The organism is Lactobacillus melliventris, from assembly GCF_042679465.1.
Classification (GTDB): Bacteria; Bacillota; Bacilli; order Lactobacillales; family Lactobacillaceae; genus Lactobacillus; species Lactobacillus melliventris.
Genome location: NZ_JBHTMT010000001.1, coordinates 396414 through 422343 on the forward strand (window position 1 = coordinate 396414; position 25930 = coordinate 422343).

Genomic DNA, 25930 nt, shown 5'->3' on the forward strand with positions numbered 1-25930 from the left:
ACAATTTATTGATATCATTAAATAAACTAAAATTAATTATTGCTTAATGGCCTACTTAGTTTTATATTAACTGGCTCCCCGTCACTAGTAGTATCAATCACAAATGAACCATTTGAATATCTATCACCTAACGGATAAGCACTAGTTAAGATCTTTATGTGCCTCTTACTCTTAGTAGTTACAATCAGAGTATGGTCTTGCCCATAAGACGTAACCGCAACAATGCGGTGAGGTTTAGTTTTAAGTTCTCTTAATACAAGTACTCCTCGTTTAGCCCGTGATACTTTATTTACTAAATCAGCTTTAAATTGTTTAAATGCCCCCCTTTGTGTAATTATTCCAACATGAACCAGGTCAAGATAGTCAGGATTTATTAAGATATATGAAATGACATAGTCCGCAGGCTTCAGATTGACAGACTTTACTCCAAACGATTTGGCGCCAGATTCTGGAATTTCTGCCAAATTATAGCGAATAGCATATGCGTTATGAGTAAATAAAATTATTTCGTCATTACTGTTACTCTTAACTAAATCAACGCGGACGACCCTACTGTCTGGTTTTTTCATTTTCAGCGCTGTGATTGCTCGTGAACGATAAGTTCTTGTAGGTTGCAAATTACTTAATTGTAATTGTTTGATATAGCCATCGTTGGTAGCAAGTAAAAAGTTGACATTTTGCTTTAAATTGTCAAAGTCAAATACACGAATAATGTTTTCATCCTCATTTAAACCAATTTCTTGAGACAAATGTTGGCCAGTTTCCTTCCACTTTGCCTCAACTAGTTCATTTACCGGGCGGTAAATGACATTTCCCCGACTGGTAAAAAGATATAAATTGGTTAAAGTAGATACTGTTTTTTCAAATACTACATCATCCCCGCTTGGCAAGCCGTTATCCTCATCATCACTTGACTGCCAGGAACGAATAGAAGATCTTTTCAAGTAGCCATCGCGACTTATCAACACACGTACCTGTTCATCGGCTACTAGAGCTTTTTCATCAATTTGGATCTTAGCATTTGCAGAAGAAATTTCGGTCCTTCTTGGATTACCAAATTCTTTTTTAACAAGTGATAGTTCTTTAACTATTTCCTTTTCCAAAGTTTTGTTATTAGATAAAAGCTCCTTAAAACGGGCTATCTTTTCGCTTAATTCCGTTTGCTCTTTAACTAAAGCATCTACATCGGTATTAGTAAGTCTATATAATTGCAAAGAAACAATTGCTTCTGCTTGTCGAGCTGAAAATTCAAATTCATTAGACAAATTTTTCTTAGCTTCGGTCTTATTCTTTGATGCCCGAATGACTTTGATAACTTGATCTAAAATGTCCATGGCATGAATCAAGCCCTGGATAATTTCCAGACGTTCTTCAGCTTTATTTAAATCATACTTAGTTCTTTTGGTAACTACTTCTTTTTCATGTTCTAAGTATGAAGACAAGATATGCTTTAAACCAACCTGCATTGGCGTCATGTGATCAATCGCAACCATATTGAAATTATAGGAAACCTGCAGTTCAGTATTTTTAAAGAGATAATTTAAAATATTTTGTGCATCGGCGCCCTTTTTCAATTCGACTACAATTGACAAACCATGACGGTCAGTTTCATCCCGAACCTCAGCTATACCATCAATTTCTCTGTTAAGCCGAATCTCATCCATTTTTTTAACTAACAGGGCTTTATTAACAGCAAAAGGAATTTCCGTAATTACAATTTCCTCACGGTGCCCTCTTATTTCTTGAATAGAAGATTTAGCTCTTACCTGAATACGGCCACGTCCTGTTTCATAAGCTTCATGCAAGCCCTTTTCACCCAGAACGATGGCACCAGTTGGAAAATCAGGACCTTTGACAAATTGCATCAGATCGGCAAGAGTAGCATTAGGATTTTTTAACAAATAGATAGTGGCATCAATTACTTCGGTTAAATTATGTGGTGGTATTTCCGTGGCGTAACCTGCTGAAATACCGGTAGAACCATTAACTAGTAAATTGGGAAAACGTACCGGTAAAACGGTGGGCTCATACTCGGTATCGTCAAAATTCAGGACCATATTGACTGTATTTTTATCAATATCCTGCAGTAACATGTTAGATATTTTACTCAAACGAGATTCAGTATAACGCATAGCTGCGGGGCCATCCCCGTCCATTGAGCCGTTATTACCATGCATTTCAATTAATGGCTCACGCATTTTCCAATCTTGTGAGAGGTGGACTAAAGCTCCATAAATTGAACTGTCACCATGAGGGTGAAAATTACCCATAATATTACCCACAGCTTTAGCTGCTTTTTTAAATGGTTTGTCGTAAGTATTGTTATCCTGGAACATGGCATAAAGGATTCTTCTTTGCACGGGTTTTAACCCGTCACGAATATCCGGTAAGGCCCGTTCCTGAATAATGTATTTGGAATATCTTCCAAAACGTTCACCCATGACCTGCTCAAGCGGCATTTCACGAATTCGTTCTTTTGTAGCCATTAATTAAAAACCTCTTTTATTCATTTTCTTCTTCTAAAATTGAAGTGTTATCGCCTAATCTAAACTTAACATTTTCTTCAATCCATTTTCGTCTGGCTCCAGCCTTATCTCCCATTAATGTGGTAACGCGCCGTTCTGCCAAAGCAGCATCATCGATTTTGACACGAATAAGCAGTCTGGTTTCCGGATCCATAGTTGTTTGCCATAATTGCTCGGCATTCATTTCTCCCAGTCCCTTAAATCGCTGTAAAGTATAACCGCGACCCATTTTCTTTTCAGCGGCAGCAAGCTCTTCATCGGTCCAGGAATATTGCACTTGAGCCTTTTTACCACGACCTTTTTGCAGACGATAAAGAGGCGGCAGAGCAATATAAACTTTACCGTGTTCAATCATTGGCCTCATATAACGGTAGAAAAAGGTTAACAACAAAATCTGAATATGGGCACCATCATCATCGGCGTCCGTCATGATAATTACCTTATCGTAATTGGAATCTTCCACGTTAAATTCGGTTCCGACTCCGGCACCGATAGTGTAGATCATGGTGTTAATCTCTTCATTCTTAAAGATATCTTGGAGCTTGGCCTTTTGGGTATTCAAAACTTTACCACGTAAAGGCAAGATAGCCTGGAACTTACGGTCTCTACCTTGTTTTGCGGAACCACCAGCTGAGTCACCCTCAACCAAAAATAATTCGTTCTTTTTGGGGTTGCGTGATTGTGCTGGAGTTAACTTACCTGAAAGCACTTCTTTTTTGCGCCGTTTTTTACCATTTCGACTTTCATTGCGCGCTTTTTTGGCAGCTTCACGAGCATCCCTTGCTCTTTGCGCCTTTTTTACCAGCTCTTGAGCCAGCTCACCTTTTTCCATTAGGTAGTAAGACATTTTTTCATAGACAATCGCATCAACTACAGATCTTGCTTGCGGAGTGCCTAATTTACCTTTAGTCTGCCCTTCAAACTCCAATAGCTCTTCTGGAATCTTAACTGATAAAACCGCGCTTAAGCCCTCACGATAATCCGACCCGTCAATATTTTTATCTTTTTTCCCTAACAAGCCTTGTTTCTTGGCATAATCGTTAAAAGCACGCGTAAAGCCACTACGAGCTCCTACTTCATGAGTACCACCGTCTGATGTGCGCACATTATTAACAAAAGAAACCAGATTTTCTGAGTAGCTGTCACTGTATTGACCGCTAAACTCAACTTCAATTTCATCTTGTTTTCCGGAAAAATAAAAAACATCGCTTAAAGAATCTTTACCCTCATTGAGATATGAGACAAAAGCTTTAATGCCATCATCATATTTAAAGTCATCATGATGTTCGGGTTCACGTTCGTCAGTTAAAACAAAGCGTACGCCCTTTAACAGAAAAGCAGATTCTCTGATGCGCTCTTGAATAGTTTCATACTTATATCTGATTGTTGAAAAAATTTTCTCATCAGGTTTAAAAGTAATGGTAGTGCCTGTCGGCTCTTTAGTTTTACCCAAACATTTTAAAGTTCCAACTGGATGACCACCATCTTTGAACTCTTCTTCATAAGCAGTGCCTTCTCGCACAACTTTCACATCCATATAACTGGAAAGAGCATTAACCACAGAGGATCCAACCCCATGAAGTCCACCCGAAGTTTTATAGTTTTGCTCGGTAAACTTACCCCCAGCATGTAAAACGGTTAAGATGACTTCGATAGTGGGCTTACCCGATTTATGCATTCCAGTAGGCATACCCCGGCCAAAGTCACGAACCGTCACACTGTTATCTTTATGAATCGTCACGTCAATTTCGTTACCGAATCCGGCCATTGCTTCATCAACCGAGTTATCTACAATTTCGTAGACTAGCTGGTTTAAGCCATGCACATCAGTCGACCCAATGTACATTCCCGGCCGTTTACGCACGGCCTCCAGACCATGAAGAATCTGAATTGATGAGTCATCATAAGAATTTATTTTTTTATTTGTTTTAACCAAATAGACTCCTCCAGTTAAAAATCATTTATTATTTAGCCCGCAAACGCAATAATCTCTGCTAAAATAGCATTAGACTTTAAGAGAGTGGGATAAAAATGATAAATTTAAATTTAATTCTGATATTTATTCTAGCATATTTAATAGGGTCTTTTCCTACAGGCGTGATCGTCGGTAAAATCTTTTTTGCTGAAGATATTAGAAACTATGGCTCCGGCAATATCGGTACCACCAACTCTTTTCGCGTCTTCGGACCATTTGCCGGCAGTGTGGTTCTCATCGTTGACGTTTTAAAAGGAACACTCGCTACCAACTTGCCGAGGATATTCCATCTTAATGTGCCCAAATATATCCTATTAATTTCGGGTGGTCTGGCGATCTTGGGACATACATTCTCTATTTTTCTCAAATTTAAGGGCGGTAAAGCTGTAGCAACCAGTGCCGGCCTCTTCTTAGGTTATAATCTCAAGTTCTTTGGCATTTGCGCTCTTATTTTTCTACCATTAGTTTTTATCACGTCTTATGTCAGCCTTTCAAGCCTGATTGCTGTGGTTCTGATATTTATTGCAACTTTCTTTTTTCATGATGTTTTTTTGGAAATCATTGTTGGCTGCATCATGATTATCTTGTTTATTCGTCACAGAAGCAATATTAAACGCTTATTGCAGCACCAAGAAAATATTATTCCCTTTGGCTTGTGGTATTGGTATAAGAAAAAGCACCACAAACTATAATTGCATAGCAAATAAATACGGCTAGCCTCAACAGCTAGCTATTATATTATAGATGTATGAACACTTGTTCGCAATATTTAATTTTTATTTTGGTGATATAAAAAAAGGAAGCCTGGTACTTCCTTTTTTGCGTCTATTATCTTGAACTCAAAATTTATTCGTCTTGGTCATGGAAAGCCATGCTAAAACCAGCAGTAAAAGTTTCTCCCGCTTCCAGATGGTTCATACCATACTTCTCTTCCAGCTTTTGGTTGGTATCAAAGCGGTCTGCTATCCCCCACCACGGTTCAATACAGACATAATCTGCAGTTGTCGGGTATTGTGACCACACACCCACAAAAGGTGCATCTCGCAACCAAACATTTACATGAAAATTATTAGCATCAGTTTTTAAAGATATCCTATTATCGTGGCCGCGCATTTGAAAAATCAGCGCGTCATTTTTAAATAGATGATCACTAAGAGTAATTAAGCTATTAGTAGAAGCCAACGACCGATTAGGCCAATCCAGAAATGCGCCCTTCAAAGGAATATGAACACGCGCACGAGAAGGTTTGGTACTAAAGTAAAAATCTTCCTTAGATAAGGTTTTACTTGTAGGAATATTGAATCCAGGGTGACCACCAATACCAAAGATCATTTCGCCATCCGTTTTGTTAACAACAGTGAAGTTTTCTTCTAAGAGATTATTGAGTAAATTGTAATTCACTCGTAGTTCAAACTTGAACGGATAAACCTTCCTGGTCTCTTCAGAGTCGGTCAGCAAAAATGTAATGCTTTCATCTGTATGACGCACCACTTGAAACTCTAAATCACGGGCGAAACCATGTTGAGTTAAATGATAGGTTTTTCCTTGGTAAGTATATTCGTCATTTTTTAGTCTGCCGACTATTGGAAAAAGAACAGGTGCATGCCGATTCCAGACTTGAGGATCTGCCTGCCAAATATACTCGTATCCACTATGTAAACTTTTTACACTTTGCACTTCAGCACCCTTACTAGCGATTTCAACTTTAAGAATGCTATTTTTGATAGTGTAATTCATGTTTAATCATCACCTTTGTTAAAGAATGAACTTAGTTAGATCTTTATTTTTTATTATATCACTAAGTTTTTCATTAACATATGCTTCAGTTACAGTAATTTCTCCCATTGTCATGTCCGGGCCTTCGTATAAGACATCTTCCAGCAACTTCTCAAGAATTGTTGACAACCGTCTGGCACCAATATTATCTGTTCCCTGGTTAACATCGTAAGCAATTTGCGCAATCCGCTCAACTGCTTCTTGTGTGAAGACTAACTTTATCCCATCGGCTTTCATCAATGCTACATATTGCTCTAATAATGAGTCCTCTGGGTCCTTAAGTATTTTAACGAAGTCATCCTTTGACAAGGCATTAAGTTCCACTCTAATTGGGAAACGTCCTTGTAATTCGGGGATAAGGTCACTCGGCTTGGACTCTGAAAAAGCGCCAGCTGCAATGAAGAGAATATGGTCTGTAGTTACCGGGCCATATTTAGTTTGAACTGTTGAACCTTCAACAATTGGCAAAATATCTCTTTGTACTCCTTCACGCGATACTTCACCGGAAGTTTTCTGGTTGCCAGCTGTAATCTTATCAATTTCATCAATAAAAATGATCCCATTATTTGCCGTTCGTTCAATTGCCTTTTGATATAAGGAATCATAATCAACCATTTTACGGGATTCTTGCTGAATTAAAACTTCCCGGGCATCTTTGACAAGGAGAGTTCGTTTGATTTTCTTCTTAGGTACTAAATCATTGAGCATTGAGCTCATATCAATTCCCATTTGCCCCATCATGTCACCCATCGGGTTAACCTTTGGTGCCTGCTCAACTTCGATTGTAACCTCACGATTTTCAAGTAGACCTTTATTCAACTGTTCTGAAACAGTCAATCTCTCATTGCGAATATCATCTGTTATTTCTTCTTGATCTGCTGGTGAATTCTGATCATTGTTTTGACCAGCCGCCATAATCATCGACATCATGTCTTGCCATTCCTGCATTTGATTCTTGCGTTTGTCACGCTTAATTCCGGGTACAAGCAAGCGCACTAAAATTTTATTGGCTTCTTTAGCTGCCTGAGGGCGAACACGATCAAATTGATCCTTTTCTTCCATACGAACCGCTTCATTGACCAAATCGCGGACCATCGATTCCACATCACGACCCACATAGCCAACTTCAGTAAATTTAGTCGCTTCTACCTTAACAAACGGAGCATTGACAATTGCGGCCAGCCTTCTAGCAATTTCTGTTTTACCAACACCAGTAGGGCCAGCCATTAACAAATTCTTAGGAGTAATATCCTCCTGCATTTTCTTTGGCAGTTGCATTCTGCGATAACGATTATACAAAGCAACAGCAACAGCCTTCTTGGCCTCATCCTGTCCGATTATATATTCATTAAGTAAGTTAACTATTTGTTTAGGTGTTTTGGTTTCCATATTTTTTACGCTCCGTTATTACAATTCGTCTGTGATAATCTGATCATCAGTGAAGATATCAATTCCAGAGGCTATTTCAACGGCTTCATGAGCAATTTCACTGGCAGTCATATTAGAAGAATGTCTGGTCATTGCAATTGCAGCCGCTTGGGCAAAATTACCACCAGAGCCAATCGCCACTACATTTTCATCGGGTTCAAGCACTTCACCGTTACCTGAGATTAGCAAAAGATCTTTTTCATTAAACGCAATCAGCATTGCTTCCAGCTTTTGCAAAGTGGCATCCTTACGCCAAGCCTGGGCCATTTCAACGGCTGCCCTGCGTAAATCTCCACCAAAAGCTTCCAGTTTGCCTTCAAGCATATCCTGCAGACTGACAGCATCAGCTACACCACCAGCAAAACCAATTACCACTTGATCATGATAAATTCGTCTTATTTTTTTGGCAGTAGCTTTGGCTATTACTTTTTCTCCTAAAGTAACCTGTCCATCACCAGCAATTGCGGTTTTACCATTAAATTTTACTGAACATATTGTTGTCATTATTTTGCCCCATCTTTCTTATCGTTGCGAGCAAAGTATTTTTCATAGTTTGCCTGCAAATGACTCATAGTTACATGCGTGTATATTTGAGTAGTTGACAAATTATCATGGCCTAAGAGTTCTTGTACACTACGCAAGTCCGCGCCGTTATTCAACATTGCCGTCGCAAATGAATGGCGCAACTCGTGTGGATGTACTTTACCATTAATGCCGGCTTTGTTGAAAACTTTTTGCATTATATACTCGATACCGCGTTCTGTTAGCCGCTTTCCCGTGTTATTTAGAAATACATAGCCAGAATCTTCCTGATCATTTAAAAGCTGCTGGCGTCCATCTTCTAGGTACTTGATTAAAGCAGCTTTAGTCTGATCGTCAAAAGCAACATAACGGTCTTTATTGCCCTTACCATGAACTAAAATTATCTTTAAATCTAAATCTATTTGTTTTCCTTTTAAATTGCTTGCTTCACTGACCCTCATCCCCGTAGTATAAAACAATTCAATTAATGCCAAGTTGCGCAAAGTTAACGGGTCAGTTCCAGATAATGAGTCAAAAACCTGCTTAAGTTCAGGAGCATAAAAGAACTGAGGTAGTTTGCGCTCCTTAGCACGCAGAATTATAGTCTGGGTTGGATCTATTTTAACAATTTTGCGTCTAGTTAAAAAGCGGTAAAACGACCTAAGACTAGACATCTTGCGCGACTGTGTCGAACGCGCTAAATTTTGATCGGCTAAGTGCTGCAGATATATTTCAATGTCTCTTCTACCTATTTTTTCCCAACCATCAAATCCCCCTGAATCCTGCCAAAACCTTTTTGCAGATTTTAAGTCGGTTTGATAGGAGACAATTGTTTTAGGGCTGTACTGACGCTCATTGAGTAAATAGTCGGTAAAAAGAACTAGTAAATCATCTTGTTGTTCATTCATTTAATTCAATACTTTCTGTTGAAATTCCTTTAAGTTCTCTAAACTTCTCTGGCTTATTTGTAAATGACGTTCTTTCTTATTACGGATCTTACGCCCTTCTAGTCTAGGAATTAGTGCAAAGCTGGCATTCATTGGCTGAAAATGCTTAATATCGGCGCTAGTGACATAATTAGCCATCGAACCTAAAGCAGTTAATTTGGGAAAAGTCACCGGTTCTTGCCCATTAGCTCTTCTGGCAGCATTAATTCCACAAACAAGACCACTGCCGGCACTTTCAACGTAACCTTCAACCCCGGTAACTTGACCAGCAAAAAATAAACCAGGCTGCTTTTTTGCCTCATACGCTGGAGTTAAAACTGCTGGTGAAGCCATATAAGTATTGCGATGCATTTTACCGTACCTAATAAAACGAGCATGAGCAAGTCCGGGAATCATTGAAAAAACCCGTTTCTGTTCACCGTATTTAAGATGCGTTTGGAAACCAACTATATTATACATTGATGCTATTGCATTATCCTGCCTGAGCTGAACCACAGCATAAGGAATTTTACCAGTAGTCGGATCTTCTAACCCTACCGGCTTAAGGGGACCAAAAAGCATTGTCTTAGGTCCTCTTTTTGCCATGACCTCAATCGGCATGCAACCTTCAAAAACGTCACTATTTTCAAAATCATGAACTTCAGCCGTTTCGGCATTGACTAATTCCCGCGCAAAATTCTCATACTCTTGCTTTGTCATGGGGCAGTTTAAGTATGCAGCCTCTCCCTTGTCATAACGTGATTTCTTATACACGATATTCATATCGATCGAATCAGCAGCAATTATCGGAGCTGCGGCATCAAAGAAATGCAAACTTTCTGCACCAGAAAACCTTTGTATTTCTGCGGCAAGCTTGTCACTAGTTAAAGGACCCGTTGCAACAATGGCAATCGTGTCAGACGGGATTTGTGTAATTTCTTTTGTATGAAAATTAATGTTAGGTAAAGAGTGCAACTTGCTTGTGACATAGCCGCTAAATTCAGTCCGATCAACTGCAAGTGCTCCTCCTGCAGGAACTTGAGATTGATCAGCAGCCGCCATAATTAATGAATCAAGTTGCCGCATTTCTTCTTTTAATAATCCAACCGCATTAGATAATTGATTCGAACGCATTGAGTTGGTACATACCAGTTCGGCCAGCTGGTCTGTTTTATGAGCAGGTGTCATTTTTTGCGGACGCATTTCATAAAAATCAACCGTGATTCCACGTTTGGCTAATTGCCAAGCTGCTTCACTACCAGCCAAGCCACCACCGACTACAGTTACTTTTTCAGGCATATCATCATATTCCTTTACTAAAATTATTTTCTTATATACAAGAATATCATCAAACCACAAATGATCTGATGATATTAACATAAATTTAACTTTCTATCGGGTTTTTCTCATTATTAGCTTCTTCTTTATAATCACCGTTCGGGCAGAGGACAACAGGCCCCTTTTTATTTCTCTTTTCAATGAGAAAATGACCACAGTTGGGACAATTACGGTTAATCGGTTTATCCCAGGAAACAAAATCACAATCCGGGTAGCGCGAGCAACCATAAAATTTACGGTTACGCTTAGACTTTTTCTCAATTACGTCACCTTTACCACATTTAGGACAGGTAACGCCTACTTTTTTCACTATTGCTTTAGTGTTACGACAATCAGGGAAACGAGAACAAGCATAAAACTTACCATAACGTCCCATTTTAATAACCATTGGTGCTCCACAGATATCACAATTAAATCCTGCAGGCTCATCTTTAATTTGCACCTTTTTAATACCGGCATCGGCCTTGTCTAATTCTTTTTTAAAGGGATGGTAGTACTCATCAATGACTTTAACCCAGTTTTTCTTACCCTCTTCGATTCCATCAAGGTCATTTTCGAGTTGAGCCGTAAAATCGATATTGACGATGTCAGGGAAAAACTGCTCAATTAAATTGTCTACGATCTCTCCCAACTCGGTTGGGACAATCGCTTTACCATCCAATTTAACGTAATAACGCCGCTGAATTGTATCAATAGTAGGCGCATAAGTTGAAGGCCGACCGACACCATTTTCTTCTAGCGCATGAACCAAACTTGCTTCGGTATATCTAGCAGGTGGCATGGTAAAATGTTGCTTATTATCTGATTTAGTCAGTTTGACTTCATCGCCATTATTTAATTCCGGCAGTTCAATATTGGTTTCCTGCTGGTTGTCATAAACCTTGGTAAAACCGGCAAATTTCATTTTAGAACCGGTAGTTCGGAAAATTATCCCATTTTGAGTGATATCTGCTCTGACCGTATCATATACAGCTGGGGTCATTTCACTGGCTAAAAAGCGGGACCAAATTAATTTATACAAACGATACTGTTCAGTTGTTAAAACGGATTTAAGCGACTCTGGTGTTCGATAGACGCTAGTTGGACGAATTGCTTCGTGAGCATCTTGAGCATCTTCTTGATTTTTAAAATGGCGAGCCCCTTTGGCAGCGTATTCTTTACCGTATTTCTCGTTTAAAAATTTGGAAGCTTCAGCCTGCGCTATGGGAGAAGTACGCTTGGAATCCGTTCTCATATAAGTAATTAGACCAACAGTACCCTGCTTACCCAGACTAATTCCTTCATACAATTGTTGAGCAATACTCATTGTTCTTCTAGTACGATAATTCAAGCGCTTATTGGCTTCTTGTTGCAAAGTGGAAGTAGTAAACGGAGCAGCTGGTTGGCGCCGGCGCTCACGTTTAACCACATTCTCAACCTGAAAAATTTTCTTTTTATCGACTTGAGTTAGAACTTTTTGTACGGCATCATTATCGGGTAAATCAGTCTTCTTACCGTTTATACCCCAAAATTGACCCTTAAAAGTCTTTGCCTCTTTTTTAAATTCGGCATCAATTGTCCAGTATTCCTGAGGCTTAAAATTCTTGATCTCTTTTTCCCGATCAATTACCAGCTTTAAAGCAACCGACTGAACACGTCCGGCACTCAAGCCTTTTTTAACTTTTTCCCATAAAATAGGAGACAAAGAGTAGCCCACAATTCTGTCCAGAATTCTCCGGGCCTGTTGGGCATTAACAGTATCCATGTCGATAGTTCTAGGATTTTTAAAACTGTTTTTAACTGCATCTTTAGTGACTTCGTTAAAAGTTACTCGATTTTTGTCATTTTGGTCTAAATTAAGAACATGGGCTACGTGCCAAGCAATAGCTTCACCTTCACGGTCAGGGTCGGATGCTAAATAGACATCTTTAGCTTTTTTGGCTTCAGACTTAAGTTCCTTAATGGTATCGCCCTTACCTCTAATTGAAATATACTTTGGCTTGTAATTATGGTCAAAGTCAATACCCATCTGTGATTTAGGAAGGTCACGAATGTGTCCTTTAGAAGCAATAACGCGGTAATTACGCCCCAAATATTTCTCAATAGTTTTAGCCTTTGCCGGAGACTCAACTATGACTAATGTTTTTTTACGTTTCTTTGGCTTTGATTTAGTAGGCATCAACAGCCTCCTCATTAAATTCTTTTTTAAATACTTAATTGAGAATAGAATATTTAACTACTAATTGTCAAATCTTTCAAGTTAGAAATCAAAATCAGTAATGGGATAAGCTCCTGCCTGGATGAGCTTATTAGGACCTTGAGAAAGCTCACAGGTAATTGGACCTGGAACAGCATAAATATTACGATTTTCTTGTAAAGCTAAATTAGCTGTAATTAAAGAACCAGATTTTTGCTTGGCTTCTGTGACAATTACACTTTCAGCTATGCCAGCCAAAATTCTGTTTCGCTGAGGAAATCTGAAAGGCTTTGGCGGCGTATCTGGCAGGTACTCACTTACAATTAATCCTTTTTGTGCAATCTGTTCCTGCACGTGACAATTTACCATGGGATAAAAATGATTTAAGCCATTACCTACCACCGCTATTGTTTGACCATGATATTTTAATGCTGCTTTGTGTGCCATTACGTCTACGCCTTTGGCCAAGCCACTGGCAATAACATAGTCATTCTTTATTAAGTTAGGTACAATCTTATTCAAAACAATACTGCTGTAATTGGTTGCCTGGCGCGAACCGACTATTGTTACAATGTTTTTCTGCAGCAATTGCACATTACCCTGTAAAAATAAAATTAACGGTGGCTGGTATATTTGACGTAAGTTCTCAGGATATTCAGAATCAAAAAAACTGATAATTTGACATTGCTTTTCTACTCTTTTAATCATTTTGTCTGCACGCATGTCATTATAGGCATTAATGCAGGTTTTTATCAAGCTGTTTGTCAAGTCCAAATTTTTGATAGTTGGAATAGTGACCTCATCAACATTTAAGTGACTTGCAACCCGTAACATCTTAACATAACCGATGTTTTTTTGTAATTTCAAGCGCAAAAGAAAGCTGGTAATTTTCATAAAAAAACCTCCTAAATACAAATACGTAAAAAGGAGGAATATTTTTTAATGATAAAAGGAATTTACAGGTGCAAAAGTCTTGCGGTGAATCGGGCATGGTCCGTATTTCTTAAGTGCTTGAATATGAGTCTGAGTGCCATAACCAGCATTTTCGTCAAAATGGTATTCAGGATAAATTCGCGCATAATCCGCCATCAATTTATCCCTAAAAACTTTAGCTACAATTGAAGCTGCGGCAATAGAGTTTGACTTAGAGTCTCCCTTAATTAATCGAATTTGCGGTAGATTCACCGGTACTTGCATAGCATCAACCAGCAAGGCATCAGGTTTAACATATAAATCCCTTACGGCTGCGGCCATCGCTAACCGGTCTGCCTCGTATATGTTTACTTTATCAATAATTTCAGGACCTTTAACTCCAATTGCCACATCAACTGCTTTTTCTAAAATTAATGGATATAATTCTAAACGTCTACTGGCACTGATTTTTTTAGAGTCATTAACATCAATTAAATCAAAACTGTTATCAATAACTACAGCCGCTGTCACGACCGGACCCGCTAATGGACCTCTGCCTACTTCATCTACACCTGCAACTATTTGGCTTTTTGCCCAAAAAGTTTTTTCATATGCAAATCTTTTTAAAAAAGCGGCTTTCTTCTTAGCTAATTTTTGCTGACGATTATTGTAACTAAGTAGTAGTTTCTGCACACCAACACGCGTATCATTTTTTAAGATATTCAAATCTTCTGAACTAACTGCATCCTTAGCAAGTAATTTTTTAATTTCTCCAATCGTCATATGCGATCTAATGTAATCCTTCCTACTTTTCCCTTGCGCAGCCTTTGTAGTAGGTACATAGAAAAGCGATCATAATCATCACGCATGCCGTATTCTTCAGTTAATGCCAATAACAAATCAGTATCATTAATTCGTTCAATTTCAGCTTTTGGTGTGCGAGCAAACTTACTTAAATCGTTTAAATAATGTTTGCGCAATTTTGATAAAACAAATAAAGCAACATCATCGGCACTAAAAACAGTATCCTTGATGGCACCAAGAGCGGCAAGCTTTAATCCAACTGTTTGGTCTTCAAACTTAGGCCATAAAATACCTGGAGTATCTAAGACTTGAATATTTTCAGTAGTTTTTAACCAATTTTGGCCCTTTGTCACTCCCGGTTTATTACCAACTTGAGTCACATTTCGGCCTACAAGACGATTAATAATGGTTGATTTACCACAATTAGGTATGCCGGCAATAGCTACTCTAATCACTGGGCTGACTGCCCCTTTTTGGGTCAACTTATTAATTTTATTAGCAGCAGCTTTTTTAATCATTTTCACTAATATCTGCATATTGGTGTTATGAAGAGAATCCAAAGCCATCACATATTTTCCTTTGGTGGTAAATTTTTTTTGCCATCTTTTGGTCATTACTGGATCAGCTAAATCTGCCTTATTCAAAATAATTAAATGTGGCTTATCTCCTACCAATTTTTCGATCATTGGATTACGTGAAGACTGAGGAATTCTTGCATCCAAAACTTCAACGAAGACATCAATCAAGCTCATTTTATCTTCAAGTTGATTCCGAGCTTTATTCATATGCCCCGGATACCATTGAATGTTAACCATTATCTGCCTTTCCCCAACTAAAATGGCTTCAAATTTCAAGGAAGCCTTAAATTAATACGTCATCTTTTCACGATACATTTGATATGCTTTATCAAAAATGCTCATACTTGGTAAATAGCCAGCATTGAGCTCAAGATAATCAGATAATTTCTCATAATTCTGTTCCTGTTTAGGAAAAGTCTGATCATTTTGTGCGTTATTGGCAAATTGTGCAACTTCATCATTTGAATCAGCATTACGCTGAGTCATCAAATAACGATAAAAACTTTCTCTATAGGCCAATTTCTACTCCGTATAATATAAAATTGCGTAAGCACCCATCCCTGCGTGTGTGGCAATAATAGGACTGGTTTCTCTTACCAAAACATCTATCTTGGAATTGATATCTTTAATTTTCTGGGCTAAATCAAGAAGCTTCTGCGGCGTACTACCATTTGCGACATAAGATATGCCAACTTCTTTAATTTTTTCTTTATTAGCTTCGATCTCATCTAAAATGCGCTTATCAAAAGCTAAAGAGAACTTCTTGCCTCGACCTTTTTTAGCAATTTTCAAATGGCCATTGGGCATCTGCAATTCAATTCTGATATTAAGCATGTTAACAATTTTGCCGGCTAAAGGACCCAAACGTCCACCCTTAATAACATTTTCTAAATTGACAATTAGTAAATGCAAACGTTGAGTTTTTTTGATTTTTTCAATATGAGCTAAAATTTCAGGAATAGTTTTGCCTGCAGCTGCATCGCGTGCAGCAGCCAGAACCTGAAAACCTTCAGAACGATCCGTCAATTCAGAGTCAACAATATGAACCAGATCGGATTTACCCGTTAATTTCACAGCCTGACGAGCAGCGTCAATTGTTCCACTTAATACCTTGGCTAGAAAGATACCGATAACTTCACTGCCATCTTTAGTCAAATCATTAATGGTATCAACTATTGTTCCGATTGGCGGCTGACTCGTGGTTGGCAACTTTTTAGATTCACTCATTTTTTGGACAAATTGCTGTCTGGTTATTTCCACCCCATCAATATAGGTATTGCCGTCAATTGTGACCGACAAAGGCACAACGGTAATATGATATTTTTTTATTTCTTCCGGCGTTAACTGTGCGGAAGAATCAGTCAAAATTTTAATTTCTGACAACGTACTCGCCCTCAATTCTGCTTAGATGTTCTCATTTATGATAGAATGTGAACTGTATTAATTATAAATTATTATAGCAAAAAAACTTGTAAATAAAAGAAAGCGAACAAACTGTTTCATGATGAAATTGCAAAAATTGTGGCAGGAACCTGCTCATAGATCCAAAACATACTACTTAGTAGATAACATTTTAAGTGCTGTCACCCATGGTATCGGCTTCTGTTTAGCAGTAGCAGGTCTAGTTTTGTTGATCATTAAAGCAGTTTCAACTCATAGCCTTTTAAGAATTGTCACTTTTACTATTTATGGTTCCTGTTTACTTCTGCTTTATTTATTCTCTACACTTTTTCATAGTTTAATTTTCACTCGCGCCCGTAATGTTTTTCAAATTTTTGATCACTCATCAATTTTTCTGCTAATTGCGGGTTCATATACCCCTTTTTCACTAGTCGCCATTGGTGGGAAATGGGGGATTTTACTGTTCAGTCTGGTATGGATCATCGCTATATTTGGCATCATTTACTATATTTTTAATAGGGGTAAGCATGTAATACTTGATACTATTTTGTATGTCGCAATGGGCTGGCTCGTAATTTTGGCTGGCAACTACCTCTATGTTCGTCTCAGTCCTGTGGGGTTTTGGCTTTTAGTTGGCGGTGGCGTAGCTTATACAGTTGGTGCCCTTTTTTATACAATGAAAGGTATTCCTTTTATTCATGTAATCTGGCATCTGTTCGTTATTTTAGGCTCAACCCTGATGTTCTTTTCTGTGCTATTGTACGTCTGAATTACTTAATTTGTTCCAAATATTCTTGAATATCATCTTTAGAGTTTACTAATTCGCCTGCAATCACTTTTTGCTTTATTTGATCAAGTATTAGGCCTAAATTAGGTCCTGGCTTTACGCCATTAGCTATTAAGAATTGCCCGTCAATGGCAAGTTCAGAAATTGATTTAATCGGCAATGCTGTATAGCGATCTACTAAAGCCTCGGAATTGATTGGTTGTCCTAAAATATGAGCTACATCAATAGTGTTAAGGAGAGTCTCTTTACCAGCATTGAATAATTCAAGGTCAGAAGGAGATTTTGCAGAAATTAAATCAAACAAATTTACAATTTTTTTAACTTTTTCCGTCATGGCGTTTGAATTTTTCCAATCACGCATAAATTGAGTTATCTGATTATCCGTAATTTTCAATAAAATGATTATGATAGCCCACAAACTCGTTTCCATACTTGGGTTAAATTTCAATTTGGGATAGATCGCCAGCAACTCACTTTTACCAGCAAAATCTGGCACACCGTCACTTAATTTCGTCCGTAAAAAAACTTTAAAAGCTGCGCGTGAGTTGGTGCCAGTCCCCATTTTGACAAATTCATCACGAATTCTTTCAACTGAAATTTTGGGCAATAGTTGATGCATATCTTTTACGGCTTTTTCAGTTTGAGGTTCCAGATCAAAACAAAGCTGACTCATAAAACGAACAGCTCTCATCATCCGTAAAGCATCTTCATGAAACCTCTTCATTGGATCTCCTACTGCTTTAATGAGGTGCTTTTGTAAATCTCCTATGCCGTTGAAAAGGTCAATTATTTCACCCTTTCTATTCATCGCTAAAGCGTTAATGGTAAAATCACGCCTTTTTAAATCTTCAGCTAAATTTTGCACAAAAGTAACATGATCAGGTCTGCGAAAATCCTGGTAACCTGATTCTGTTCTAAAGGTAGTTATTTCATAGCTTGAACCGCCATGCAAAACGGTAACTGTACCATGCTTAATTCCGGTATCAATTGTTTTAGGAAAAAGCTGTTTAACTTCTTCTGGATAGGCACTGGTGGCAATATCAATATCATGTATCGGCCTTTTTAAAAGTAGGTCACGAACAGAACCACCAACAAAATATGCTTCATAATTTGCTTGTTCTAACTGTTGAAGTACGGGAAAAGCTGCTGTAAAAATAGCGGGTAAATTATTTATTTTCATCATTATTAAATCAACTCATTTATTAGTTTTTTTGTCTTTAATTTATGGTAGTCTTAAGGTAATGATTTAGAAAAGAAAGTTTTTATTATGCAAAAAATTAACAAAAAAAGCATTATGGAACTGTTAATGATTATGATTGGCTGTGCGATTTATGCTCTCAGCCTTGACATGATTTCAGTACCAAATAAACTCACAGATGGTGGTATCAGCGGTATTACCTTATTATTAAGACACTTCTGGGGCATTAATATGGGATTATCGTCCTTACTACTTAATATACCGCTAATCATCCTAGGATACCGTTTTATGGGCAAAAGACTGTTGGCCTATACTATTTGGGGAACATTATGGCTGTCCTTTTTCCTATGGTTCTGGCGCTTAATTCCTATTATATCTCAATTGAACCTAGAACACGACCTCTTCTTGTCAGCAATTCTGGCGGGCACGCTTTCTGGCATTGGGTTAGGGTTAGTTTTTCGTTTTAATGGTACTTCGGGTGGTACAGATATTATCGCCAGAATTATGCAAATGAAATATGGCATATCTTCTGGCAAAGTTTTACTGTTTTGCGATACCATTATTTTATTATCTTCTTTAACGTACCTTGACCTCAAGCATATCATGTATACCCTAGTAGCAGCGTTTATTCTGTCACGTGTTATGGATGCAGTTCAACAGGGTGCATATTCTGCACGTGGTCTTCTTATTATCTCTGATCATTATCAAGAAATTGCAAAAATGATTGACTTAAAGCTGGATCGCGGTTTCACCTATCTTGAGGCTCGTGGTGGTTATAAAAAAACTAAAAGACCAGTAATTTACTTAGTAGTTTCTCCCAGAGAAATTCCCCTAGTAAAAGAATTAATAGCTGCAGAAGATCCCCAGGCATTTGTCAGCGTTATTGAAGTTCATGAGGTTTTAGGCGAAGGCTTTACTTATAAACAAAAAAGCCACCACCTGCTGATTAGGAAATAGCTTCATAAAGATTTAAAAAGGCAAATAACTCAAGTTTTTCGCAACTAGTTTATTTACCTTTTTTAATTATTAAATTTAAGGTGGATGATTACAAAACTATCTGTTTTTTTCAAATCCAGGTAATCATATTAATTTAGCAATTATGACAGTAATTCATCATACATTTCCTGCATCTCAGTATCTTCGGGTTCGAGTTTTAGATAGGCTTCTAATAATTCCTTTACAATATTTTGGGAATTGGGTTCAGTATTAAAAAATAGCAGCATTTGCTTTAAAAAAGCACTATTATTTTTAAATTCTGGATAGGCTAATAAAAACTCACTTTTTGCTTTTGCACTTTGATCCAAATTTTGGTAAGAAAGAGCTAAATTCCAGTGAACCTGTGGTTCTAAGTCTTCATCGTCAACCTTGGCAAAAAGAGCAATGTTTGCTTCATTGTCATTTTCTCTAACGTAAAGATTAGATAACTGCAAACGCAAATCAAAGTTTTCAGGAAGTTTTTTTATTCCTTTTTGTAACAAGTTTTTAGCTGTATCTAAGTCATTCAACCTAACAGCTGCTTGTGCTCCTTTTTTATAAAGAACGGGGTCAAGTTCATTATATGCTATTCCTAATTGAGCCGAGCGTAATTCTTGTTCGTTATCGTTTTTATGCTCATATGCTGTAGTTAACAACCTGTAAGCATTAACGTAATCAGGACTTTGATCGATTACTTCATTCAAATACTTAATTGCCTGGTCATCTTTATGCAGAGTTAACATTACCAAGGCAGCCTGATACTTACTGTCAATATCAAGAATATCATTGCCATTTTTAGCAATTACTTCCCCTGCCTCTTCGTAACGACCTAATTTGGCTAAAGTTTGAAACAGACGGTCATTTAAATTGACTTCACTAAATGTTTTATGACGCTTCAACAAATCCTGGTATCTGGAAAGTGCTTGTTCATAATGGCCACTCAGATAATCGAGTTCAGCCAAACCAAACTTTACGACATCTTCATCAGGTGCAATTTTTTCAGCTGCTAGCAATTTTTTATAGGCCGTTTCAAGCAGACCGTTAGTCTGATAATAGTCAGCTTGAACAAGCAAGCTGTCGAGATAGGCGGAGGAGTCAGGACTAATGTTATAAAGCAAAGTTAAACCATCATCATCTTGACCGTCATTTAATAATATCTCAGCTAAATATATCTTAAACAAGTCTTCTTTTGGAAAACGGGCAATTAAACTGCGATAAATTTCCTTTGCTAGATCGGTAAATCCTAACCCCACCAAGTTCTCAGCTAGTGATGCTAAAATCTCTGGTTCATCTTTGTCCAAGGCTTTTTGTAATAATGTCTTTTCTTGAGAAAAATCTTGCCGCTCAATTGCGTCAAGCAGCTTTTCCGAATAGCTCATTTTTCATTCCTCCATTATTTTATTTTAGCCGATCAGATCAATTACAGCTACAAATAATATCAAACAAAAAAGATGATGGCGAATTAAGCCACCATCTTTTAAATAAAGTCATTGAGCTATTTAACAGCTTCCTTAAGAGCTTTACCAGGTCTAAATGCAGGTACAACACTTGCTGGAATTTGGATTTCATCGCCTGTTTGTGGATTACGTCCTTTACGAGCTGCGCGCTTACGCACTTCAAAAGTGCCAAAGCCAATTAATTGTACTTTTTTACCTTTAGCTAGATCTTCTTGGATAGAACTAAAAATTGCATCAACTGCTGTAGCTGCATCTTTTTTAGTTAATTTAGCTTTTGCTGCAACTTCAGTGACTAATTCTGCCTTATTTGCCATTGGGAATTCACCTCCTGTAACTTGAATCTCTTAGTAAGATCCTTATTTAATTCCTCAATTGAGGAACAGGGAATAAATGATTATTGGAACCACTTTTTTCCTTGATTTCAAAATAGCACAAAACCCTTGATACAACAAGCAATTACCTCTAAAAATGTGATTTTTGTGTCTTTGGTAGATACAAACTATTTTCTTTTTCGAGCAATAATTTTTATGGGAGTGCCGGAGAAGTCAAAATTCTCCCTTAATTGGTTAATTAAAAAGCGCTGATATGAAAAATGCATTAATTCAGGATCATTGACAAATACGACAAAAGTTGGTGGATTAGTGGCTACCTGCGTCATGTAGTAAACTCGTAATCTTTTTCCTTTAATCATAGGCGTCGGAACTAACTTACTTGTTTCTAGTAAGAGATCATTTAAAACGCTGGATTTAATTCTTTGTTGTTGATTATGAGAAACTCTTCGAACCATCTCCGGAATTTTAGCCAGATTCTGCCCCGTTTTTGCAGAAACAAACAAAATAGGAGCATAATCTAGGCACTGAAATTCTGAACGAATAATTTGTTCAAAATCCTTGCCACTGTTACTTGTTTTTTTAGGCAAATCCCATTTATTGACAACAATAATAATTCCTCTTCCAGCATCGTGGGCATATCCAGCAACATGCTTGTCCTGCTCTCTAATGCCTGTGCTGGCATCAAGTACTAGGCAGACTACATCAGAATGCTCAATTGCACCCATTGCTCTCATTACTGAGTATTTTTCAGTCTTTTCGTAAACTTTTCCCCGGCGCCTTATACCAGCTGTATCAACAATTCTAAATTTAGTACCATCTGTTTCAAAAGGGGTATCAACTGCATCACGGGTCGTTCCCTCTTCGTTATTAACAATTACACGATTTTCACCGACAAGGCGGTTGACAATTGATGATTTTCCTACATTAGGCCGACCTATTACACTAAAAGAAATTTGCTCCTTCTCATTTTGCTCCAAGTCTTTAGGCAAACTTTGCACTATTTGATCCAGCAAATCTCCAATACCCGTGCCATGCACGCTTGAAACAGGAATAGGATCGCCAAAACCTAAGCTATAAAAATCATAAATGTCCATCCGCTGCTCTGGATTATCAGCTTTATTTACAGCTAAAATCACTGGCTTCTTAGTTTGATAAAGCATTTGGGCAATGCGCTCATCAAGATTTGTTACATGATTAGCGACATTAGTTAAAAAGATGATTACATCAGCTTCTTCAATTGCTATTTCAGCTTGGGCTCTTATTTCTTCTTCAATATTACTATTTTCCCAAGTTATTCCACCAGTATCAATCAAATCAAATTTGTGCCCCAACCATTCAGCTTGCGCATAATTACGGTCTCTAGTCACGCCAGGTTTATCTTCAACTATTGCTAACCGTTGATTAATAATCCGGTTGAAAAGCGTTGATTTACCAACATTAGGCTGTCCTACAATTGCAACTACGGGTAAAACCATTTTTCAGCCTCCTTTTACAAATAAAAAAACCGACTTAAGAGTCGGCTTTTTTATTAAATTAACGACGATCTTTTAATTGGTCACCTATGATGTCACCTAAAGCAAAGCCGCTGTCATCATTGTTCATATATTTTTTATTTACTGAATTGCGGTTATATGAACTGTGTGAACGATTGCCTTCATTTTCAGAGTTCTTGGGCTCAGCAGCCTTCATTGAAAGTGAAATGCGGTGCTCACCAGGGTCAATGTTTAAGACCTTGACTTTAACTTTTTGACCAACCTTTAAAACATCACTTGGCTTGTCTACGTGTTTATATGATATTTCAGAAACGTGAACTAAACCTTGAATATTATCAGCTACTTCAACAAAAGCACCGAAGTTAGTTAAAGATTTAACTTCGCCTTCAAACACATCGCCTTCGTGTAAGTCAGCTGTAGCTTGTTCAAAAGGAGAAGGTTCAGTTTGCTTAATTGAAAGGGAGATGCGATGTCTATCATCATCAATACCAATTACTTTAACTTTGACATCTTGACCAGCCTTTAAAACATCGCTTGGCTTATCAACATGTTTGTATGAGATCTCGGAAATGTGGACTAAACCATCAACACCGCCAACATCAACAAAAGCTCCAAAATTAGTTAAACGGGAAACCTTGCCTTCAACAACATCACCCACAACTAACTGTGATGCAACCTTGTCAAAAGCTTCTTCACGTTCTTCTTCAATTAAATCTTTGTGAGAAAGGATTAAGCGGTTCTTACTTGGATCAATTTCAGTAATTTTAAGTTTCATGGTTTTGCCGATAAATGGCTTAAGATCCGAAACATAACGGTTAGAAATTAATGACGCAGGCAAAAATCCTCTAGTGCCTACATCTACTAACAAACCACCACGAACTGAAGAAGTAACTGTGCCTTCAATTGTCTTTCCGGCTTCAAAATCTTTTTGCAGTTCATCGTATGCTTCTCTTTCCTTCAAGCGGGTAACTGAGAAGAAGAATTCACCATTCTCTTTGTCTCCGCCGGCTTTTCTTAAAACTAAAGCTTTGAGCTTATCGCCTGGTTTAACTGCTTCACGTAGGTCAACGTTGCGATCTGAAGTGTATTCACGACGAGGAATTACACCTTCAATACCGGCATTTTCAACACCAACATCGATTTGACCTTCTTCAACGTCTAAGACTTCAACATCTACAATATCTCCGACCTCAACTCCTTGCATTTGCTTTAATGCATCTAAAAATTGATTACTGTTTTCTGACATTATTTACCTCCCAATATCATACTCTAATTCTAAATGAAAGTTTGATATTTTTCTACTGTTTTATACCCTTTTTTTATAGTTTTTTTGACTTTTTTTAATTTCAGATAAGATTGCATTAACTACCTGGTCTATAGTCATAGAAGTTGTGTCTATTTCAATAGCATCAAGTGCCTTTTTTAATGGTGAAATTTTACGATGCGAATCTTTATAATCCCTTTCCGCTATGTCTTGTTCAATTTCTTCAAGGGACTGGTTAGTTTTAATTCCTCTTTCTTTAAAATCAAGCATTCTTCTTTGGGCTCGAGAATGAGCAGACGCAATTAAAAAGATTTTAACGTCAGCTGCAGGCAAAACCGTGGTCCCAATATCACGACCATCCATCACTACATTCATCTGACCGGCCATTTGTCTTTGCAAACTGACCATTTTAGTTCTGATACCTGCCAAAGCTGATACTTGAGAAACGTGAGCAGAAATATCCGGTGTACGTATATCTTGAGATATATCCTTATCGCCGGCAAAAACTTTTTGTTGGCCATTTTCGCTTTTCAGTTCAATTTTTTCTTTGTCAATAGCAGCCAATATGCCTTTTTCATCACTATAACTAAGTTTGTGTTCACGTGCTAACCAGGTAGAAGCACGGTACATTGCTCCCGTATCAATATACGTAAAGTTCAATTTTTGAGCTATTATCTTTGCTACTGTACTTTTTCCAGCTGAAGCTGGTCCATCAATTGCTACTTGCATTCAATAAAAAAGGGACTGCAGTCCCTATCCTTTCTAAGTTATTTGATACGCAGTACTTGTCCGATATCCACCTGACTGTTAGGATCAAGTTGATTTAACTCAGCTAACTGACCAACAGAAATTTTAAAACGACGAGCAATACTACTTAAAGAATCTCCACTTTGAACTATATATTGTTTAGTTTTCACGTGTTTCTTTTTATGCTTAACCTTAGGTTTGGGTTTTGCCTTCGGTTTGCTCTTAGTTTTATTTTCGACAAGTTTGTTTTTTGCAGGAGAAGCTTTAACGTTTGCTTTTTTGGCAGCTTTTTTATGAGTTTTGCGTACTTCAACTATTTTATTACTTGAATTATTATTCGCTGCTAAATGATGTACTACTGGAACAAGGCCAATTAGTATCATTATAAGTAAAACAATGAGTACAATCCAACCTTTAGAAACAGAGTTGTATGTTTCAACTCTGGTTTTTTGCGGACGTTTATAATGTTGATATGGTCCCTTAGGATTATTAGTCATCTTAAAAAGCCTCCTTACCTAACTTGTTTAATTTTAGCATATTTACCATTTAAGTGGATAAAAAAATCGGTCATTTAATAGACCGATTTCACAATTTCTGATTTTAGTTTTTTAAATTGAAGTTTTTCCTGACAAATGGTTTGATTGTTCTCAAAACAGTTTCAAACAATAAGTAAACCACCGTACCATTTATTGCCCCTTTTAATAAATTAAACGGCACAATAATGCCAAAAATATAGGCACTCATTGATGGAATGTGGAGCAATTTGCCCAAATAAACTTTCTCAGTAAACGCCAATAGACCTGAATAACCATGAATAGCTGGCAAATTGGGTACCGTAGTTGCTGCATAAAAAGGTGTTAGAACCAGAGCATTTAAAACTGACAAAACAAAAGCCATCGCTATAATGCCAAGAACTATACCTAAGATTGGTTTTAAATGTTTTTTAGTAAAACTCTTTTCATCTTTATTGATATTTCTAGTCAAATAATAAAACGGCAAAGCAAATGAAATTGATGCTAAAAAGGCCGCAGATTGACCCACTAAACTTGGTAGCGCAAAACCTTTATATATTAAATTAATTAGCATTCTCACAAACGCGATGAAAATGCCGGGTAATGGACCAAATAAAAAAGTACCAATAGTAATTACAACATCAGAAAAATCAAATTTTAAAAAGCTGGTGACAGGCAATGGTATTTCCAAAAGCATTAATACATATGCAATTGTTCCAATTAAAGTATATGCTACTATATTGACCAAATTATTTCTGCCTTTTCTTTGCAAAATTCTTACCTCCAAAAAAAACTCGGTCTGCT

At 37.5% G+C, this 25930-nt stretch carries 24 protein-coding genes; 3 read left to right on the top strand and 21 right to left on the bottom strand.

Annotated features, from left to right (window positions below; all coding sequences use genetic code 11):
* Nucleotides 1-32: 32 nt before the first annotated feature.
* Nucleotides 33-2486 (bottom strand): DNA topoisomerase IV subunit A, encoded by a 2454-nt coding sequence (parC, locus tag ACFQ32_RS02025; RefSeq protein ID WP_046324817.1) that lies wholly within the window; start codon nt 2484-2486, stop codon nt 33-35.
* Between the two features lie 16 nt (nt 2487-2502).
* Nucleotides 2503-4461, bottom strand: a complete 1959-nt coding sequence (parE, locus tag ACFQ32_RS02030) for a DNA topoisomerase IV subunit B (protein ID WP_046324816.1) — start codon at nt 4459-4461, stop codon at nt 2503-2505.
* A 95-nt stretch (nt 4462-4556) separates the two neighbouring features.
* Here parE and plsY point away from each other — a divergent pair, with 95 nt between their 5' ends.
* Complete coding sequence (plsY, locus tag ACFQ32_RS02035) at nt 4557-5192, top strand: glycerol-3-phosphate 1-O-acyltransferase PlsY (protein WP_046324815.1); 636 nt, start codon at nt 4557-4559, stop codon at nt 5190-5192.
* Between the two features lie 154 nt (nt 5193-5346).
* Here the strand turns inward: plsY and ACFQ32_RS02040 are convergent, their stop codons facing one another.
* From ACFQ32_RS02040 to ACFQ32_RS02090, 11 genes are all read right to left on the bottom strand, one after another.
* On the bottom strand, nt 5347-6237 hold the full coding sequence (locus ACFQ32_RS02040; RefSeq protein WP_046324814.1) for an aldose 1-epimerase family protein: 891 nt from the start codon (nt 6235-6237) through the stop codon (nt 5347-5349).
* Between the two features lie 18 nt (nt 6238-6255).
* Complete coding sequence (hslU, locus tag ACFQ32_RS02045) at nt 6256-7665, bottom strand: ATP-dependent protease ATPase subunit HslU (protein WP_046324813.1); 1410 nt, start codon at nt 7663-7665, stop codon at nt 6256-6258.
* Nucleotides 7666-7683: 18 nt separating this feature from the next.
* Complete coding sequence (gene hslV, locus ACFQ32_RS02050; RefSeq protein ID WP_046324812.1) at nt 7684-8208, bottom strand: HslVU peptidase proteolytic subunit; 525 nt, start codon at nt 8206-8208, stop codon at nt 7684-7686.
* Entirely contained in the window at nt 8208-9134 is a 927-nt protein-coding gene (gene xerC, locus ACFQ32_RS02055; RefSeq protein ID WP_046324811.1) for a tyrosine recombinase XerC, read from the bottom strand. Before xerC ends, hslV begins: the two co-directional genes overlap by 1 nt.
* Nucleotides 9135-10451 carry a methylenetetrahydrofolate--tRNA-(uracil(54)-C(5))-methyltransferase (FADH(2)-oxidizing) TrmFO gene (gene trmFO, locus ACFQ32_RS02060; protein ID WP_046325204.1) on the bottom strand — a complete coding sequence of 439 codons (1317 nt, stop codon included), beginning with the start codon at nt 10449-10451 and terminating at the stop codon, nt 9135-9137.
* An 85-nt stretch (nt 10452-10536) separates the two neighbouring features.
* Nucleotides 10537-12648, bottom strand: coding sequence for a type I DNA topoisomerase (gene topA, locus ACFQ32_RS02065; RefSeq protein WP_046324810.1), 2112 nt, complete (start codon nt 12646-12648; stop codon nt 10537-10539).
* Nucleotides 12649-12729: 81 nt separating this feature from the next.
* Nucleotides 12730-13560: a DNA-processing protein DprA gene (dprA, locus tag ACFQ32_RS02070; protein WP_046324809.1), complete on the bottom strand. Its 831-nt coding sequence runs from the start codon at nt 13558-13560 to the stop codon at nt 12730-12732.
* 45 nt (nt 13561-13605) lie between these two features.
* Nucleotides 13606-14361, bottom strand: a complete 756-nt coding sequence (locus ACFQ32_RS02075) for a ribonuclease HII (RefSeq protein WP_046324808.1) — start codon at nt 14359-14361, stop codon at nt 13606-13608.
* Nucleotides 14358-15197, bottom strand: coding sequence for a ribosome biogenesis GTPase YlqF (gene ylqF / locus ACFQ32_RS02080; protein WP_046324807.1), 840 nt, complete (start codon nt 15195-15197; stop codon nt 14358-14360). The genes ACFQ32_RS02075 and ylqF overlap by 4 nt, the downstream gene beginning before the upstream one ends.
* 51 nt (nt 15198-15248) lie before the next feature.
* Complete coding sequence (locus ACFQ32_RS02085; RefSeq protein ID WP_046324806.1) at nt 15249-15479, bottom strand: YozE family protein; 231 nt, start codon at nt 15477-15479, stop codon at nt 15249-15251.
* 3 nt (nt 15480-15482) lie between these two features.
* Entirely contained in the window at nt 15483-16343 is an 861-nt protein-coding gene (locus ACFQ32_RS02090) for a DegV family protein (RefSeq protein WP_046324805.1), read from the bottom strand.
* Nucleotides 16344-16464: 121 nt separating this feature from the next.
* Here ACFQ32_RS02090 and trhA point away from each other — a divergent pair, with 121 nt between their 5' ends.
* A complete protein-coding gene (gene trhA / locus ACFQ32_RS02095; protein WP_046325203.1) occupies nt 16465-17130 on the top strand; it encodes a PAQR family membrane homeostasis protein TrhA in 666 nt (221 codons plus the stop codon).
* A gap of 1 nt (nt 17131) precedes the next feature.
* On the opposite strand, the gene ACFQ32_RS02100 is transcribed toward trhA, so the two are convergent.
* On the bottom strand, nt 17132-18331 hold the full coding sequence (locus tag ACFQ32_RS02100; RefSeq protein ID WP_046324804.1) for a CCA tRNA nucleotidyltransferase: 1200 nt from the start codon (nt 18329-18331) through the stop codon (nt 17132-17134).
* Between the two features lie 84 nt (nt 18332-18415).
* On the opposite strand from ACFQ32_RS02100, the gene ACFQ32_RS02105 reads away from it, so the two are divergent.
* Nucleotides 18416-19303, top strand: coding sequence for a YitT family protein (locus ACFQ32_RS02105; protein WP_046324803.1), 888 nt, complete (start codon nt 18416-18418; stop codon nt 19301-19303).
* Nucleotides 19304-19443: 140 nt separating this feature from the next.
* Here the strand turns inward: ACFQ32_RS02105 and ACFQ32_RS02110 are convergent, their stop codons facing one another.
* The 7 genes from ACFQ32_RS02110 to ACFQ32_RS02140 form a co-directional block, all read right to left on the bottom strand.
* Nucleotides 19444-20700, bottom strand: coding sequence for a tetratricopeptide repeat protein (locus ACFQ32_RS02110; RefSeq protein ID WP_046324802.1), 1257 nt, complete (start codon nt 20698-20700; stop codon nt 19444-19446).
* 116 nt (nt 20701-20816) lie between these two features.
* Nucleotides 20817-21092, bottom strand: coding sequence for an HU family DNA-binding protein (locus ACFQ32_RS02115; RefSeq protein ID WP_046324801.1), 276 nt, complete (start codon nt 21090-21092; stop codon nt 20817-20819).
* 185 nt (nt 21093-21277) lie between these two features.
* Nucleotides 21278-22585, bottom strand: a complete 1308-nt coding sequence (gene der / locus ACFQ32_RS02120; RefSeq protein ID WP_046324800.1) for a ribosome biogenesis GTPase Der — start codon at nt 22583-22585, stop codon at nt 21278-21280.
* 58 nt (nt 22586-22643) lie between these two features.
* Nucleotides 22644-23849, bottom strand: a complete 1206-nt coding sequence (gene rpsA, locus ACFQ32_RS02125; RefSeq protein ID WP_046324799.1) for a 30S ribosomal protein S1 — start codon at nt 23847-23849, stop codon at nt 22644-22646.
* A gap of 60 nt (nt 23850-23909) precedes the next feature.
* Nucleotides 23910-24596: a (d)CMP kinase gene (cmk, locus tag ACFQ32_RS02130; RefSeq protein WP_046324798.1), complete on the bottom strand. Its 687-nt coding sequence runs from the start codon at nt 24594-24596 to the stop codon at nt 23910-23912.
* Nucleotides 24597-24634: 38 nt separating this feature from the next.
* On the bottom strand, nt 24635-25111 hold the full coding sequence (locus ACFQ32_RS02135) for a LysM peptidoglycan-binding domain-containing protein (RefSeq protein WP_046324797.1): 477 nt from the start codon (nt 25109-25111) through the stop codon (nt 24635-24637).
* A gap of 103 nt (nt 25112-25214) precedes the next feature.
* A complete protein-coding gene (locus ACFQ32_RS02140; protein WP_046325202.1) occupies nt 25215-25901 on the bottom strand; it encodes an ECF transporter S component in 687 nt (228 codons plus the stop codon).
* Between the last annotated feature and the right edge of the window lie 29 nt (nt 25902-25930).